This window comes from Adlercreutzia muris (assembly GCF_008831045.1).
In the GTDB taxonomy this organism is placed as follows: Bacteria; Actinomycetota; Coriobacteriia; order Coriobacteriales; family Eggerthellaceae; genus Adlercreutzia; species Adlercreutzia muris.
Window position 1 is genome coordinate 58,159 of record NZ_WAJS01000003.1, and the last position, 16,142, is coordinate 74,300.

Sequence of the window (16,142 nt, forward strand, 5' to 3'; positions counted from 1 at the left end):
AGACGGAGAGGCGACTCCGAACCGCGGTCCGCGACTTGGCGCCAACGCCGTCTGTCCCTAAGCGAGGGCCGCATCGTCGGCGGGGAAGGTGAGGGTGATGGCCAGCTCGTCGCCTTCCAGCGCCGCCGCGACTTCCATGCCCTGGGCAGCGGCGAGGCTCGCCACCACGGCCAGGCCGAGGCCCGCGCCGCTGCGAGCCCGGGCGGCATCGGCCCGGTAGAAGCGCTCGAAGAGGCGGTCGATGTCGATAGCCGCCGGGTCTTCCACCACATTGGCGAAGGTGATGGCGCGGCCCTTTTGGGTGATGGCGGGCGCTGCCGCTCCGTAGCGCAGGGCGTTGCTGATAAGGTTCTCGAAGATGCGAGCAAGAGCCTCCTCGTCGGCCTCCACTGCAAGCGACTCGTCGGCGATGCGCACCTCCGGCTCCCAGCCGCGCTCCTCGAAGGCGGGAAACTGCCCCGTGAGCACGGCGGCCAGCACGGGCATCACCGCCGTGGGCCGCAGATCCAGCGCGGCGGTTGGGTCGGTGGCCCGAGCGTAGGCGAACAGGGCATCCAGCAGCCCTTCCATGTCGTCGAGCCGGGTCGAGGCCGCACCCAGGTAGTGGGCCCGACGCTCGCCGTCGGCCTCGTCGGCCGCCAGGGCCACGTAGCCCTTGGCCCCCATGAGCGGCGTGCGAATGTCGTGGGACAAACTCGCCAAGTCGCGCTGGAACTGGCGCTGCTCGGCGGCTGCCTCGCGGCGCTCCGCTTCGGCATCGTCCAGGGTCTCGTTCACGGCCCGAGCCAGCGCCGCGAAACCCGGTCCCGGCATCTCGGTGGACAGCCGCCCGTTGGAGCGCCGCTCGCGCCCCCGCAGGAAGGCGGCCATGCGGCGCAACTCGCGACCGTACAGCACCACCGTCGCAAAGGCGCACAGGGTCAACGCCCCCATACCCAGCGCAAGCGTCATGAACCGCTCCTTTCCCGTCGGCGCCCCAAGCGCCCCACTTTACCCTCGTAGCGCCTGGGACGTCTCGCCTCACTCGCACGGCACCCTCTCGCCCCGCCATCCACTCGCAGCGCCCCGGCGCCCCGTTTTCCCACAGCAGCGCCCCGCACCGCCGCTCGCTATCGACGATCCCGCCGGCGGAGAGGCACCGCCGCTCGCTCACAGGTCGCGCTTGCGCAGCACGCCTAAGGCTAGGGCGCTGCACAGCCCGGCTGCAACCGCGCCCACGATCAGCACCTGCACCGCCACTGGCACCATGGTCAGGGGCGCGGCGGCCGGAGTGCCGAGCAGCGCGCCCGCAAAGGCCCCCAGATCCTGCACGCAGGATGACAGCAGCCACGGCTCCAAGGCGCCGAACCACGGAGCGATAACGGCGAGCGACAACAGCACCTGGCCCACCACGGCGCCCAAGAAGCCCGAGCACACCACGATGGCCCAGGCCACACCGGCGCCCGCGCTGCGGCTGATCCACACGATAACCGCCGCCGAGCAGCCGTAGGCGAAAATGACGAGCCACGTCAGGCCGAAGAACGCCAGCAGATCGGTCAGGCTGTTCGCGGCCTCGTAGGTAAAGCCCGCCACCGCGAAGGACGCCACGCTGGTCAGCGAGACCACAGCCAGGAAGAATGCCGCCAGCACCCCCACGAGCGCAATCTTCTCCCCGTAGTAGCGCACGCGCCCGCGACGATCCATCACGAGGTTGCGGGCGAACCGCGTTGTGAAGTCCTGGGCGCAGAACAGCGCCGCTACCAGGGCGACGATCAGAGTCAGCATGCCGCCCGACACCACCGAGTCGCCCAACATGTCCGCAGGCGTGGCGAAGGTGCGCATCTCCCGGGACACGCCCTCGAAATCGGCCTCGCTCAGAGCCTGGGGGTCCTCGGCGACCGAAGCCCACAGCTCCGCCGAAGCCGAGCCAGACGCAGCGCCCTCCTCCGCTTCCGCAGCATTTTCGGCGACGTCCTCGACCGCTTCCGCCGCAGCTGCCACCGGCGCTTCGAACGCGGCCGGGCCCTCGGCCTCATCGCCCGAAGCCGCGCCACGGGCTCCTTCGTCTTCGCAGGCCGTCACCGTCATATCCACGGCCGATGCGGTCATGGAAAGAAACTCCGGCGACGACACCGCATGCATCATGGCGACCACGAGAACGGATGCCGCCACCACGATGGCCGTTACCACCCACAGCATCTTCCCATGCGCCAAACGGTACATATCGCTCTTCAGCAGGTTAAACATGGGTCGCACCCCCTTCCATCAGCTCAACGAAGTAGTCTTCGATGTCACGGTGGTCCTGGGAGAATTCCAGGACCACCTGGCCCGCACCGCTTAAGGTGCGGGCGACGGCCTCAGCATTATAGTCGCCCGACACCACGATAGTGCCGCCCGGCTCCGCGCGAAAGGCCGCCGCCGGATAGGCCTCCTCCAGCACGGCCAGGGCCCGGGGGCTGTCGGCCGTGCGCACCCGCAGGCTGCCGCCGCACTCGGCCGCCACCTCCTCGGCGCTCATCTCGCGCACCATGCGGCCGTTGGCGATCACGCCGTAGCGGGTGGCCATGCGATCCAGCTGATCGAGCACATGAGACGAGATCACCACGGTAATGCCGAAGGTTTGGGCCAGGCGCACGATGAGGTTGCGCATGGCACGGGTGGCCTCGGGGTCCAGTCCGTTGAAGGGCTCGTCTAACAGCAGCACGTCGGGACTGCCCAGCAGGGCCAGGGCCAGGCCGAGGCGCTGGCGCATGCCGAGGGAGAACCCACGCACCTTCTGCTTGCCCGCACCGGCGAGCCCCACAAGCCGCAGCACCTCCTCGCAGCGGGCCGGCCCGTCTACGATGCCCCAGGCAAGCGCCTTGGCCTGCAGGTTCTGATAGGCCGTCAGATTCGGCAGCAGCCCCGGCTGCTCGATGAGCACGCCGATGCGTCGGGCTTGATCGCCCTCGCCGGATGTCTTCTGCACAGAGCCGATACCCGTCGGCACGCCGAACAGCGCCACCTCGCCGGCCGTCGGCGCCACCTCCCCGCAGATCATCTTCATCACCGTGGACTTGCCGGCGCCGTTCTTCCCCACGAAACCGTAGATATCGCCCGCTGCCACGGTCATGGCGAAATCATCCACCACGCGCCGACCGCCGTAGGCCTTGGCCAGACCGCACGCCTCAATCACATTCATGGCTCTCTCCTTTCTCCGTACAGATATACCCTATTTCCAGCGCTTTCCAGTGTGGAGGGGAATAGTAAAGAAAGTTCTGGCGAAGCGTTAAGAATGTTTGAAGATGGCGCCTCGCGCTGGCGCACCGTATTATGCTGCCAGAAAAGCACCTGGCGAAGGAGGCCCGAACCACCCGATGGATACCCCCTTGGACATACTGGTCATCGAAGATGACCCTTCCATCAACGAAGTGGTGACCGCCCACCTGGAACGTCAGGGCCATCGCTGCCGCCAGGCCTTCTCGGGCACCGAGGGCACCCTGCTTCTGCGCGAGCAGCGCCCCGACCTGGTCATCACCGACCTCATGCTGCCGGGCATCACGGGCGAGGAGATCGTCCGGGCCATTCGCGCCGCCGACGGCGCGCTGCCCATCATCGTCATCTCGGCCCGCATCACCGCCGCCGACAAGATCATGCTGTTGCAAGAAGGGGCCGACGACTACCTGACCAAGCCCTTCGACCTGGACGAACTGAGCGCGCGCATCGCCGTGCAGTGCCGTCACCGGACCGCGTGCAACCGCGATGGCGTCTCCGTCTCGGACGATGCGGCCGCCGATGGGCACGGGCCCGACAGCTCTGGGGCCGCCGTGCTGCGCTTCCGCGATTGGGAACTCAACGGCGACGAACGCACCTTCGCCGTAGGGGGCATCCCCGTGGCCCTCACCCGCACCGAGTTCAACATCCTGGAGCTGCTCATGGCCCGCCCGCGCAAGGTGTTCACCAAGCAGGAGCTGTTCGAGCTAGCCTGGGGCGAGCCCTATTCTGTGGAAGATTCCACCGTGAACGTCCACGTGTCGAACTTGCGCCGCAAGCTGAAGCCCACCGGCACCGACGGCTACCTGCAAACGGTCTGGGGCATGGGATTCAAGCTGACGACCGGGTAGGACTCCCACACCCGGTAGGACTCCCACACAAGGCTCCGCCGCGCCGCAGAACTCCTCCGCGCTGCGTCCCCCCGCAAGGCTCCGCCGCGCTGCGCCGGCCGCCCACCGCGGTGCGCTAGCCCGGGCCAACCGCTCCCGCGGCCCGCAAGGCCTTCCATCACGCACATCTGTCGTGCCTTCCGACCGCCCCCGCTCTGACCAACTCGCCCGCACGCGCCGATTTGCTGACAAGCAATCGCCTTCGATCAATGTTCTCAGCTCATTCCCTGGTCTTGCGACAAATCATGAGATTGGGCGACATCTCAACGCTCGGATTCGCTCGAAGCGCGACAAATCAGACGATTGAGCGACATTTCCAGCGTCCAAATGTCGCTCAATCAATCGATTTGTCGCAAAAAGCCGCCCTCACTCCGGGAAACCACAGCGCGCTTAATCGAACCGCTCTTTCTGCGCCACACAGGCCACTGTCAGCAACGTCGCCACGCGCACAGCCCTTCCCATAGTGAGGAGCAGCCCCCTTCCCAGAAGATGCAACTGCCCCCGCTGTGGGGGGCGTGTGGTGAGGTCGGGCGATTTCCCCAAGCCTCCCTTCCTATTAACGCGGGGATGTGGGACAATAGATTGACTTGACTTCTACAGCTTCCCCATGGGAAGGAGCACAGGGTGTTTGACTTTTTCCGCAAGAAGAACAACGGCGGCCGCGACGGGGACAAAGGGGGGCCGGACGGCGCGTCGCGCTCCAGCGCCGGCGAAGGCGGCGCAGCCGATCCGAGCGATAAGACCACCCGCGACGTGCTGGGCGAGTTCATCACCGCGCCGCTGCCCGATGCCGTGGACGGCCTGTTGTTCCGCGTGTCCATGGCCGACGGCGCCAACCCGGCCCCGGGCTTCGAGGCCTATGCCGCCCGCCTGCTCTCCGATGCCGAGGCACCCACCCTGCGCGCCATCGCCGTGGAGCACCCGGTGGAACTGCGCCGTCTGAACACCACCGAGCTGTTCTGGTCGGTCTTCGACGACAGCACCATCAGCGCCGGCGCCCGCGGCACCATCCTGCGCATCGAGTCGGTGCTCGACCGCCTGGCCCTTATCTCGAAGCTCATGGAGGACGGCAACGGCGCCGTGGCCGCTACCGCCTACAGCGAGGAACAGTGCAGCGAGGCCGACTGGCGCGTGCTGCGCTCCATCGCCAACGATGCCGGCGACTACCTGGGCGCCGCCGACCGCGACAACAAGCTGGACACCCAGTACGGCACCACGGGCACCCGCGGCGGCAACTGGGATCTGGCCACCCGCTTCGCCGCCGCCTGCGAGGCCATGGTGCTCCCCTTCCGCCTGGAGTACCGCTTCGTCTGCGACGCGAGCACCGGCACTATCGTGGCCGATGTGTCCACGCCGGCCCCCGACGTCTTCCCCAAGTCGCGCTACGACGCCGCGGCCGGCCAGTGGGTCGACAACACTCCCCGTCGCGCCGACGCCGCTGCGGCCTACGGCCTGCGCCTGGCGGCCCTCATTGCCGCGGCGGCCTTTGGCTGCTCGGTGGGCATCACCCGCGTGGTGATAAATGAGAAGGAGGGCTCCATCGCCGGCGCCACGGTCATGTCCCTCGAGTTCGGCCGCATCCCCTTCACTATGGGCACCATGGCGAAGATCCGCAGCGGCGAGTTCGCCTCGCCCGAGAGCGAATGCAACCCGGGGCTGCTCTTCGACATGCTGCACCTCCAGAACCGCGCCATCGATCTGGCCGATGACGGCACGCTGCGCCCCGTCGAGCCCCTGGCGGTGGAGCTGGCCGTGGTACGCACCCCCGTGGCCGAGGACGACCGCGAGCTGTCGCCCGAGCTGCGCGACCTGCTGCATGCCGATGTGGTGCGCGACCTGGACGTGATGAGCGAGCAGAACGCCGACCTGGCCGCCCGCTATCGCGCCATCATGGACGAGAAGGACGATTCCCTGCTGTTGGCCGTGGCCCAGCTGGAGGACATCGTGGCCGAAACAAGCAAGGCCACTGAAGAAGAGGAAGCCGCCCGCGCCCTGCGCGAGGCCGGCGTGACCGTGAAACCGCTGTACTGCGAGAACGTCTTCGCCCGGTACCTCACGAGCGTCGTGGAAAGCGACCCCACGGTGCGCTACCAGCGCCTGTCCGACATTGGCCAGGCAGCCCGCTCGTCGCTGTCGCGCATCTACCGCGACATGGGCGACCTGGACGCCGCCGAGGCCCAAGCCCGCGTGTGCATCGAGCTAGCTCCCACAAGCGCCCCGGCCTTCAACGACCTTATCACCTGCTTCGCCGAGGGCGACCACTACGACCGCATCATCGAGGTGACCAAGGACGCCCTGCGCGTGGCCGTGACCGGCAACGACATCTCCTATATCTTCTATCGTCTGGCCTTCGCCTACTGGCAGACCGGCCGCTTGCGCGAGGCCCTGGCCTGCTATCTGCGGGTACCCGAGACAAGCCCCATGGGCGAGGCCGCCCTGCGTGAGCGCAACGACCTGCTGAGTGAGATGGGCAACAATGTGCCCGGCAACGACTGGGATCCCACGGCCTGCCTGCGCACTGCCGGCGTGCCTCTGGCCCCCTTGGACGATGTCATGGAAGTGGTCGGTCGCGCCCTCGTGCTGCTGTGCGACCAGAACATGCCCCTGGCCGCCGCTCCGCTCGCGAGCCTCGTAGCCAGCACCCAGCGCAACGACATCCTCCACGCCGTAGCCGCAAGTTTGCGCCAGGGCGTGTAGAAGCCCGGCGAAGCCCCGAGGCAGCCGCCCTCCCGGAACGGTACCCTGGAGGCCCACCAACCTACTCCCAACACCCGAAGGGCCCGCAATGCGGGCCCTTCCCATATATCTTCTTCTCTTTTTGTCCCCGGAATGCGCCCCAGGAAGTCAGCGAGGTTCCGACCGGCGCCTGGAATTGGCCCGCCTTTGGGCCAAGCGGCCTTCGCGCCGCGCCGAGCCCAAAACAAGGGCCAAGGCCAGGTGCCCGTCGGAACCGCAGCGTCAGGCATAGGTAGGAGGGGAATCCCTCCTACCTATGCATAAAACAAAATCTCGTTGTAGGTGGGCACCGGCCAGGCCTCGCGCTCGACGATGATCTCCAGGCTGTCCACGGCCTCGCGCAGCGCATTCATCACCGGCACGATCTCGTGGGCGTTCATGTTCGCCCGCTCCTGCTGGTCGGCGATCTCACGGGAAGCGTGGTGCAGGTCGTTCAGCTTCTCCAACTGGCGGTTGATTTCGGCGGCCCCGGCCACGAGCTTACGCAGCTTGTCCTCCATAAACGAGGTGTCGCCATCGGGCAGCACGCCGCGGATAGCAGCGATGCCGTTGGCAAGCTTCGCCGCATAGCGGTTGATGGCGGGCAGGTAATCGCGGCGCACGAGACGCTTCATCACCCGGCATTCGATGTTCATGATCTTGTTGTACTTCTCCAGCTTCACCTCGTAGCGGCTGCGCACCTCAGTCTCGGTGAGCACGCCGAACTCGGCGAACAGCGCGATGGACTTCGGCGATACATAGCAGGGCAGCGCTTCGGCCGTGGTACGGTGGTTGGCCAGGCCCCGACGGGCCGCCTCGGCCTCCCACTCGGCGGAATAGCCGTCGCCGTTGAAGATGATGCGCTCGTGATCGCGCAGGGTCCGCTTGATGTAATCGATGGCCGCCGCCTCGAACGCATCGCCGGTCTTGCCCTCCATGGCATCGGCGAAACCCTTGAGCGATTTGGCCATGGCCGTGTTCAGCACCATGTTGACGTCCGACAGGTTCTGGGCGGAACCGGGCATACGGAACTCGAACTTGTTGCCGGTGAAGGCGAAGGGGCTCGTACGGTTGCGGTCGGTGTTGTCCTTGATGAAGTTCGGCAGCACATCCACGCCGAGATCCATGGACACGCGCTCGGCCGAGGTGTAGTCGTGCTCGTCCACCAGGGCCTCCACGATTGCCCCCAGCTCATCGCCGAGGAACATGGACACAATGGCCGGCGGCGCCTCATTGGCCCCCAGGCGATGGTCGTTGCCGGCGCTGGCAGCCGACATGCGCAAAAGCTCCTGATACTCGTCCACAGCCTCGATCACGCAGGTGAGAAACACCAGGAAGCGTAGGTTCTCCATGGGGTTCTCGCCGGGATCGAACAGGTTCTTGCCGTCGGCAGAGATGGACCAGTTGTTGTGCTTGCCACTTCCGTTGATGAACTCGAAGGGCTTCTCGTGCTGCAGGCACACCAGGCCGTAGTGGCTGGCCAAAAGCTTCATCTTCTCCATGGTGAGCAGGTTCTCGTCTACGCCGCGGTTCGTCTCCGCGAAGATAGGCGCCAGCTCGTGCTGGGCCGGGGCCACCTCGTTGTGCTTGGTGCGGGCCGATACGCCCAACGCCCACAGCTCGTCGTCGAGCTCCTTCATGAACTCGTTCACCGTGGGACGGATGGCACCGAAGTAGTGCTCCTCCAGCTCCTGGCCCTTGCAGGGAGAATAGCCGAACAGGGTGCGGCCCGTGAGCATGAGATCGAGGCGCTGCTCGTAGTCCCTCTCGGAAACGAGGAAGTACTCCTGCTCGGCGCCGAGCGTGGTGGTCACACGCTCACCGGCCTCGCCGAACAGGGCCAGCACGCGCTTGGCCTGAATCTCAATGGCCTTCATAGAGCGCAGAAGCGGGGTCTTCTTGTCGAGGGCCTCGCCGGTGTAGGAGCAGAAGGCGGTGGGGATGCACAGCACCTCATCTTTGATGAAGGCGTAGGAGGTGGGGTCCCAGGCGGTGTAGCCGCGGGCCTCGAAGGTGGCGCGCAGGCCGCCGGAGGGGAAGCTGGAGGCGTCCGGCTCGCCCTGGATGAGCTCCTTGCCCGAGAAGGTCATGATGGCGCGGCCGTCAGGCGTAGGATCGATGAAGCTGTCGTGCTTCTCGGAGGTGATGCCCGTCAGCGGCTGGAACCAATGGGTGAAGTGGGTGGCGCCCTTCTCGATGGCCCACTCCTTCATAGCGTGGGCCACCACGTTCGCCACGTCGATGTCGAGCGGCTCGCCGCCCTTGATGGTGCGCATGAGCTGCTTGTAGGTGGCAGAAGGCAGGCGCTCCTGCATGGTGTGCTCATTGAACACCATGGAACCGTAGATATCGGTGACTTTCGACATAATGGGCCGCTCCTCACTCGGATCAATGATCGGACAAAGATACCACGTTGCTGCGAAGTCGGCGAGCCGAGCCGCCCGTTTACCAAACTAACGGCGCATCGTTTCGGGAAGTTTCCGGTCAGGAAAACCGAGATTGCGAAACAGGAGCCCTCGGAGAAGCTGCCGCCCTCTTAAAGAGCGAAGGGGCCAGTGCGGGTAAACGGCACCCGCACGTTTGCCACGAACGGCAGCTGCGAGGGCTGCACTTCATCAGCCGAAATGAGGCAGAACCTTGTTATAGGCCATAAACCTGGCAAAGGCTCTCCGCCACTGCAGGATCGGCCATGGCAGCGAGGGCGTCCTCGGCACGGTCTTCCTCCGCAAGTCGGGCAGCGAGGGCCGCCATACGTGCAGCAAGCTCCGCGCGACCTTCCTCGCGGCCTTGGGCCATACCTTGAGCCATACCTTGGGCCATGCCTTGGGCTATACCCTCCGCCCGACCTTCAGCCAGACCCTGCTCTTGAGCATCAAGGCGAACCTCCTCCACCAAGTCTCTCACGGTCATCACGGAGCCCACCCACTCTCTGTCCTCGTTGGCTGTGGAAACCTCGGCGTCCATGGCAGTAACGAGCCTGTCGCCTGGGGCCACAGCACCCTTTCGGATGTATTCTAACAGATTGCGCATGCCCTCGGTGGGAGCGCAACCGGCAGCCCGAGCATTCAGGATCTTCCAAACGGCGCCGGTGGAGGCGCTGAGCGACGGATCCTCGCGGCACAGACTCTCAAAGGTGTAAACGGGAAGTCCCGCGCCAAACCAGTCGAAGTCGCAAGCGAAGATGATATAGCTGTCGCGCAGATCCCTCCATGCGGCACCATGCTCCATAAGTCCCGAGTCGATGCCAGCTTGATAGTAGCGCAACCGGCGGCCTGGGGCGGTGTGGGGATTCGCCTGCATCTCCACATCAACGACACCTGCGTCCGTCTCGGCGTACACATCCAGCCGCACGCCACGCGCATCGACAGCCGGTTGGAGCACCTGTTCCCGGTTGAGGTAGGCGATGTCGCCCACCTCGATGCCCAAGACACGTTCCAGGAAGCCGCGACACACCTCCTCGTTGCAGAGCACGCGCCCGAACATGAAGTTGTCGGATATAGGAAGTCGACCGGCCATGGCAGCCCCTTTCTCTCGGCGGCTGTCCCCGCAAGCGGGTTAGGGGCTCCCCAGCCTAGATTTCCTCCAATGAGCAATTTACGAACGTTTGTTTCATTATAGTCTCCTAAACCGACCAATGCAAGCAAAAATAGAACATCAGTTTTATTTTTTGGAAGACGCAGGCCGAATACTCGGAAAAGGACAACGGCAGGTGAAGAGATTGTCCGCCGGGCAAGCGAGGCGCTCCCTGATGACAAGAAGGGCGGCCCGGAGGTCGCCCTTGGTTTGCGTTGGAAGATGTCGCCGCTTCGCTACTCGATAGGCTTCCCGTATCGCTCCTCGGTGATCTCGTCGAGGGTGCGGCCCTGGGTGTTGGGGCACCACACCACACCCACCACGAGCGACACCAGCAGAAAGCCGCACATGATAATGCCGGCCATCACGAAGCCCGCAGGCGTCTCCACGCCGAGGCCCGCCACCGCCACGAGCGACCAGATGCCCAAAACACCGCGCACCAGGAAGAACATGATGCCCTGCACGCCGCCGCGGTACAGCGTGGGGAACAGCTCCGTGGACCACAGGGCGTAGAAGCACTGGGCCGAGAAGCCGGCCGAGATACCCCACAGCGCCACGAACACCCACAGCAGCCAGCCCCACGCATCAGCGGTGCCGGCCTCAAGCTGCATGCCGAAGAACACCATGATCGCCCAGGCCGCCAGGGCCATGAGGGCCGTGGCTGCGAACAGGATGCGGTGCGGGATGCGGTCGCCGAACTTCGAGAAGATGGCGAGCGACCCCACCGCCGTGAGGATCCACATGACCGCCTGCAGAAGCGAGATGGTGGTGTCGTCCAAGTGCCCGGCCGCCGCGTACATGTAGGGCATGAACTGGCCCATGGTGCCGGCCACGATGTTCCAGGTCAGGTATACCGCCACCAGAAACACGATGGACTTCACGTTCACGGAGTTCGTCAGCGCCCGGCGCATCATTTGGATGAACGTATCGCGCGGGCCGGCCGCACCCTGCTTCTCGGTCCAGTCCTTCGACTCCTCCAGCTTGCGCTGCAAATTCCACGCCACGAGCGCCACCACGAACAAGATGAGGAACAGCAGGCGCATGGCGAACAGGCCATCGAAGGGCCCGTAGGTGCCCGCGGGCAGCAGCGCGCCGTCCGGCCCGAACGTGGGAAACGCGAACGAGAACAACAGCGCGATGACGAAGATGACCGCCGGGCCGCAAGACCAGGCGAACTGGCTGATGCCGATGTTGGCGGCACGGCTCGTGGAGGACGACATCTCGGAGATGTAGCTCCACGACGACGGCACGCCGGCGCCCACCGACAGGCCAGAGACAACGATGCCGAGGCAGAGCATAGGCAGGTTCACGGCGCACATGATGATGAACACGCCGGCGGCGTACACGAGCAGGTTGTAGGTGTAGATGAACTTGCGCCCGAAGCGGTCGGCCAGAAAGCCGCCGATGAGCGCACCCACCGCCGCGCCGAAGGCGTTCGCGCCCACGGCGCCCAAGATGGACACCCACACGTTGTCGAAGTTGAAGGCGATGGCCCAGGCGGCCAGAGCCACCGACGAGGCCACAATGCAGCCCGAGTCGAGGAAGTTGGTCAGCGAAACGGCAATGGTGCCTTTTTTCTCTTGGGACAGTGCCATAGTCGGTTGGAACCTTTCTAGTCGATGGCCTCGCCGGCCACGGGAGATTCCAGCATGGCCTCGTTCAGCGGAATAGCGAACTCGCGGGCGATGGCCTTAAGGCCGTCATCGGTGATGGTGTTCATGAAGTCGTCGGAGCCCCCGTTCATGGAGCGGGCGCGCACGTAGATGTCGGCGGCCTTCTCCACGGTGTGCATGAGGCCGAAGGTGGTATCGAAGTCGGGGCCGGAGGCGAACAGGCCGTGCTGGGCCCAGATGACGGCGTCGAAGGTCTCCATCATGGCCGCGGTCTCCCGCGCGATGTCAGCGCCGCCCGGCACCATCCACGGCACCACGCCCACGCCGCCGGGGAACACCACGACGCACTCGGTCATGGCCTTCCACAGCGCCCGGGTGAAAGCGCGCGATTCCAGGGGCAGCACGAAGGTCATGGCGATGACGTTGTTCGGATGCGCGTGGTAGAGCACCCGCGAGGCGCCGCCCGTCGCCCGCATGCGCACGGCGTGGCACATGAAGTGGCTCGGGAATTCCGAGGTGGGACGGCCGCCGTCGGTCAGCCCCCACACGATGCGCCAGGCGTCGCCCTCGGGGTTGATCTCCACGATGCCGATGTTGTGGGCCGGATCAGCGGCCACATTGCGCATGTAGCGCCCCGAGCCCGTGGTGAGGAAAAACGCCCCGCCCAGATCGGCCGCTTGCACGCCCATGGGTACCCACGGACTCGGCTCCGGGTTGAAGAAGGGCCGCGCGGCGCTTGCGTCGGCCTCGGTCATGCGGTAAGTGAGGTTACCGCCGTTGCGCTCGTGCCAACCCTGGCCCCAGCCGTCGCTGCACAGGCGCACGAAGCCGCGCACGAAGCCGAGCTGTTCCACCGCCACGCCCGACACCGCCCCGCGGGCCGCGCTGGCCCCCTTCGCCAACAAATCCTGTGCCTGATCGATAAATGCCATGGTTGCTCCTCTTACTGTCGGGTCGGCAGAATCTTCGCCTCGTAGGCGGCAACGAGAGGATACACCTCGCCGTCGGTGGGACAGCCCTCGCGGCGGCAGTACTCGTCCCACACGGCGCCGAAGGGCATGGACTTCGCCTGCTCGGACAGCGCCATCTTCTCGGTGAAGCGGTAGGTGTCCTGCATCTCCTTCAGCTGAGCCGCCGGCTGCAAAAGCGCGTACAGCAGCGACTTCTCCATGGCGCGAGTGCCGATGGCCCAGGCGCCCACGCGGTTGATGGAGGCGTCGAAGAAGTCCAGTCCGATGATGACCTTCTCCCAGGCACCGGGGCAGTGGGCCACTTCCATGGCCATCTCCTTCACCGGGTCGTCGAACAGCACCACATGGTCGGAGTCCCAGCGGATGGGGCGCGTCACGTGCAGCGGCACCCTGTCGAAGAACAGCAAAAGTGCGCTCAGCTTATCGGCCACGTTCTCGGTCGGGTGGAAGTGCCCCAGGTCAAGCAGGTCGTACACGCCGGGGTGCGTGGCGGCGTAGGCCAGGTAGAACTCGTTGGAGCCCACGGTCATCGATTCCAGCCCGATACCGAACACCTTCGACTCGCAGGAGTCGATCACGCGGTCGTACTTCTCGGCGTAGATGGCGTCCAGCGAATCGCGCAGGCGCTCGCGCAGCCCGTAGCGGTCGGCCGGCACGTCCTTCAGGCCGTCGGGAATCCAGATGTTGCAGAGCGTCTCGTCATCGAGCGCCTCGGCGATCTGCTGGGAGATCTTGCGACAGGCCTTGCAGTGGCGAATCCAGAAGTCGCGCGTGGCCGCGTCGGGCGAGGACAGCGACAGCTCGTTGTTCATCATGGGATGACCGAAGATGGTGGGATTGAAATCGATGCCGAAGCCGTGCTCGCGCGCCCAGGCCACCCACGGCTCGAAGTGCCTGTACTCCAGCGCGTCGCGGTCGACCCAGGGGTTCTCATCGGTGAACACGGCATAGCTCGCGTGCAGGTTGATGCGCTTGGCTCCGGGCACGAGCGCCATGGCCACCTCGAAGTCGGCCGTGAGCTCTTCGAAGGTGCGGGCGCGGCCGGGATAGTTGCCCGTGGTCTGGATGCCGCCGGACAGACCGCCTTCCTGGTCGAAACCGAGCACATCGTCGCCCTGCCAGCAGTGCACCGAGATGGGCTTTCCCGCCAGCTTCTCCATCACGGCCTCGGTATCGATCCCCAGCTCAGCGTAGGCATCCTTCGCCAGTTCGTACATAGTGGTCATAACGCTTCCTTTCGTTTCGTCCTGTTACGGCAGTAACTCATCGAGGTCGGAACCGCCCGGTATTCCAATTCGCTCAGACAGTCCTCGCTTTGTGGAACAGGACATTAAGTCCTGTTCCAGTCGCTGCGGAACTCGCTCGGTTGGAACACCAGCCGTTTCCTCTACGCTCAGCCATGGTCGAGCAGAGCGCGGATGCCCATCACGGTTCCACCTTCGTTACCTCGAAACTCTCCGCGATGGCAGCCCGCACGGCTTTGAGGTGTGGAAACACGCCGTCGGCGAGCATCTGCACCGCCAGGTTGCCCAAAGCCGTCCCCTCCACGGGGCCGGCGTACACGGGCAGCCCGCACACCTGGGCGGTGCGGCGGTTCAGGTGGTCGTCGCGGCAGCCGCCGCCGACGATGTTGATGGAGGCGTAACCGTGACCCGCCAGCGAGGCCAGCTCGTCCACGGCGTCGCGGTAGCAGCGCGCGAGACTCTCGTACACGCAGAGCATCAGCTCACCCAAGGTCTCGGGCACCGGCTGGCCCGCCTCGTCGCAGGCCGCGCAAATCTCCTCGATCATAGAATCGGGCGCGAGGAACCGGTCATCGTTCACGTTCACGATGGATGCGATCACGCCTGCCGCCTCGGCCTCGTCGGCCGCCTTGATAAGGTCGGGGAAATCCACCTCGTGGCCGAGCCCCTCCACGCGCATGTACTGGTGCAGACGGCCCTTGCGGATGGCCTTCTCATCCACCACGTAGGTGATGCCGTTCAGCTCGCGGCGGATGGACTGGATCATCCACAGCCCCATGATGTTCTTCAGAAAGCGGTAGCGGAAATGGTAGCCGCCCTCGTTGGTGAAGTTCGCGCGGTAGGCCGGCTCGGCGCAGATGGGGCTGCGGTTCTCCACCCCCAGCAGGCTCCACGTGCCCGACGAGAGGAACACCGCCGGCGGCTCGCAAGCGGGCACGGCCAAATAGGCGCTGCCCGTGTCATGGGTGGCCGGCAGCACCACGCGCGGCTCGTAGCCGATGGCCTCGGCCACCTCGGGCAACACCGGCCCCAGGCTGGCACCGGCATGGGTCACATTGGGGAACAGACGCCGCGGGATGGCGAAGGCGGCCATGACCGTCTCGTCCCACGCGCCGGTTTCCGCGTTCAGCAGGCCCGTGGTGGAAGCGTTGGTATATTCCACCGCCTTCTGGCCTGTGAGCAGGAAGTTCAGGTAGTCGGGAATCATAAGGAAGGTGTCAGCCGCCTCCAGCTGCTCGGGGTGTTCCCGCTGCAGGGCCAGCAGCTGGTAGATGGTGTTGAAGGGCTGCCGCTGCAGACCGCAGTGACGGTACAGCTCCTCGGGGGCCATGATGGCGTCGGCCACCGCGTACATGCCCGCCGTGCGACCGTCGCGGTAGGCCACGGCATCACCTACCAGGTTGTCGTCGGCATCCAGCAGCACGAAATCGACGCCCCAGGTGTCGATGCCCACGGTCTTGGGCGCGAAGCCGGCCTCCTTGCAGCGGGCCAGGCCACGCAGAAGCTCGCTCGAGAGCAGATCGAGATCCCAGCAATCGTGGCCGTCGCGGCGCACCTGGCGGTTGTCGAAGCGATGGACCTCCTGAAGGCGGATGAGCCCCTCTTCCAGATAGCCCACCACCACGCGCCCCGACGATGCCCCGATATCCACCGCCGCGTAGCAGTCGGTTCGCGCACCTTGCGCTTGCTGCGCCATAGCCGTCCTATCTCTGAGCGTATTTCTCACCATTTACCAGGAGAAACACCTAATCGGAAATAATGCGCGGCACAGTGTACCAGTTGGCGCACCCCCGCAAGCCCGCATGCCCAAAGAGGTGCGCGCCTGTAACAAATCAACAACAATGACTCCATAGGTCGGGGAACGAGTCCTCCTGGCTTCGGACACGAAAAAGCCCGCTGCGAACA

Annotated in this window: 11 protein-coding genes; 2 read left to right on the forward strand and 9 right to left on the reverse strand. The window is 65.4% G+C overall.

Going from position 1 to position 16,142, the window contains the following annotated elements; translation table 11 throughout:
- Nucleotides 1-57 precede the first annotated feature (57 nt).
- The 3 genes from F8D48_RS01590 to F8D48_RS01600 form a co-directional block, all read right to left on the reverse strand.
- Nucleotides 58-951 carry a sensor histidine kinase gene (locus tag F8D48_RS01590; protein WP_151429694.1) on the reverse strand — a complete coding sequence of 298 codons (894 nt, stop codon included), beginning with the start codon at nt 949-951 and terminating at the stop codon, nt 58-60.
- Nucleotides 952-1,149: 198 nt separating this feature from the next.
- On the reverse strand, nt 1,150-2,226 hold the full coding sequence (locus tag F8D48_RS01595; RefSeq protein ID WP_151429695.1) for a hypothetical protein: 1,077 nt from the start codon (nt 2,224-2,226) through the stop codon (nt 1,150-1,152).
- The gene (locus F8D48_RS01600; RefSeq protein WP_151429696.1) at nt 2,219-3,160 is read right to left on the reverse strand and encodes an ATP-binding cassette domain-containing protein; all 942 of its coding nucleotides are present in this window, start codon (nt 3,158-3,160) and stop codon (nt 2,219-2,221) included. The genes F8D48_RS01595 and F8D48_RS01600 overlap by 8 nt, the downstream gene beginning before the upstream one ends.
- 175 nt (nt 3,161-3,335) lie before the next feature.
- On the opposite strand from F8D48_RS01600, the gene F8D48_RS01605 reads away from it, so the two are divergent.
- Together F8D48_RS01605 and F8D48_RS01610 are read left to right on the forward strand one after the other, a co-directional pair.
- Nucleotides 3,336-4,082 (forward strand): response regulator transcription factor, encoded by a 747-nt coding sequence (locus tag F8D48_RS01605; RefSeq protein WP_135970033.1) that lies wholly within the window; start codon nt 3,336-3,338, stop codon nt 4,080-4,082.
- A 663-nt stretch (nt 4,083-4,745) separates the two neighbouring features.
- Entirely contained in the window at nt 4,746-6,818 is a 2,073-nt protein-coding gene (locus F8D48_RS01610; RefSeq protein ID WP_151429697.1) for a tetratricopeptide repeat protein, read from the forward strand.
- Nucleotides 6,819-7,111: 293 nt separating this feature from the next.
- Here F8D48_RS01610 and F8D48_RS01615 read toward each other — a convergent pair whose 3' ends face one another.
- The 6 genes from F8D48_RS01615 to F8D48_RS01640 form a co-directional block, all read right to left on the reverse strand.
- Complete coding sequence (locus tag F8D48_RS01615) at nt 7,112-9,202, reverse strand: glutamine synthetase III family protein (RefSeq protein WP_135970031.1); 2,091 nt, start codon at nt 9,200-9,202, stop codon at nt 7,112-7,114.
- A 274-nt stretch (nt 9,203-9,476) separates the two neighbouring features.
- Nucleotides 9,477-10,352 carry an Rpn family recombination-promoting nuclease/putative transposase gene (locus F8D48_RS01620; RefSeq protein WP_151429698.1) on the reverse strand — a complete coding sequence of 292 codons (876 nt, stop codon included), beginning with the start codon at nt 10,350-10,352 and terminating at the stop codon, nt 9,477-9,479.
- Nucleotides 10,353-10,645: 293 nt separating this feature from the next.
- A complete protein-coding gene (locus F8D48_RS01625) occupies nt 10,646-12,004 on the reverse strand; it encodes an MFS transporter (protein ID WP_151429699.1) in 1,359 nt (452 codons plus the stop codon).
- 17 nt (nt 12,005-12,021) lie between these two features.
- Entirely contained in the window at nt 12,022-12,954 is a 933-nt protein-coding gene (rhaD, locus tag F8D48_RS01630) for a rhamnulose-1-phosphate aldolase (protein ID WP_135970028.1), read from the reverse strand.
- Nucleotides 12,955-12,965: 11 nt separating this feature from the next.
- Nucleotides 12,966-14,219 (reverse strand): L-rhamnose isomerase, encoded by a 1,254-nt coding sequence (locus tag F8D48_RS01635; RefSeq protein ID WP_151429700.1) that lies wholly within the window; start codon nt 14,217-14,219, stop codon nt 12,966-12,968.
- A gap of 199 nt (nt 14,220-14,418) precedes the next feature.
- Nucleotides 14,419-15,933 (reverse strand): rhamnulokinase, encoded by a 1,515-nt coding sequence (locus F8D48_RS01640; protein ID WP_151429701.1) that lies wholly within the window; start codon nt 15,931-15,933, stop codon nt 14,419-14,421.
- Between the last annotated feature and the right edge of the window lie 209 nt (nt 15,934-16,142).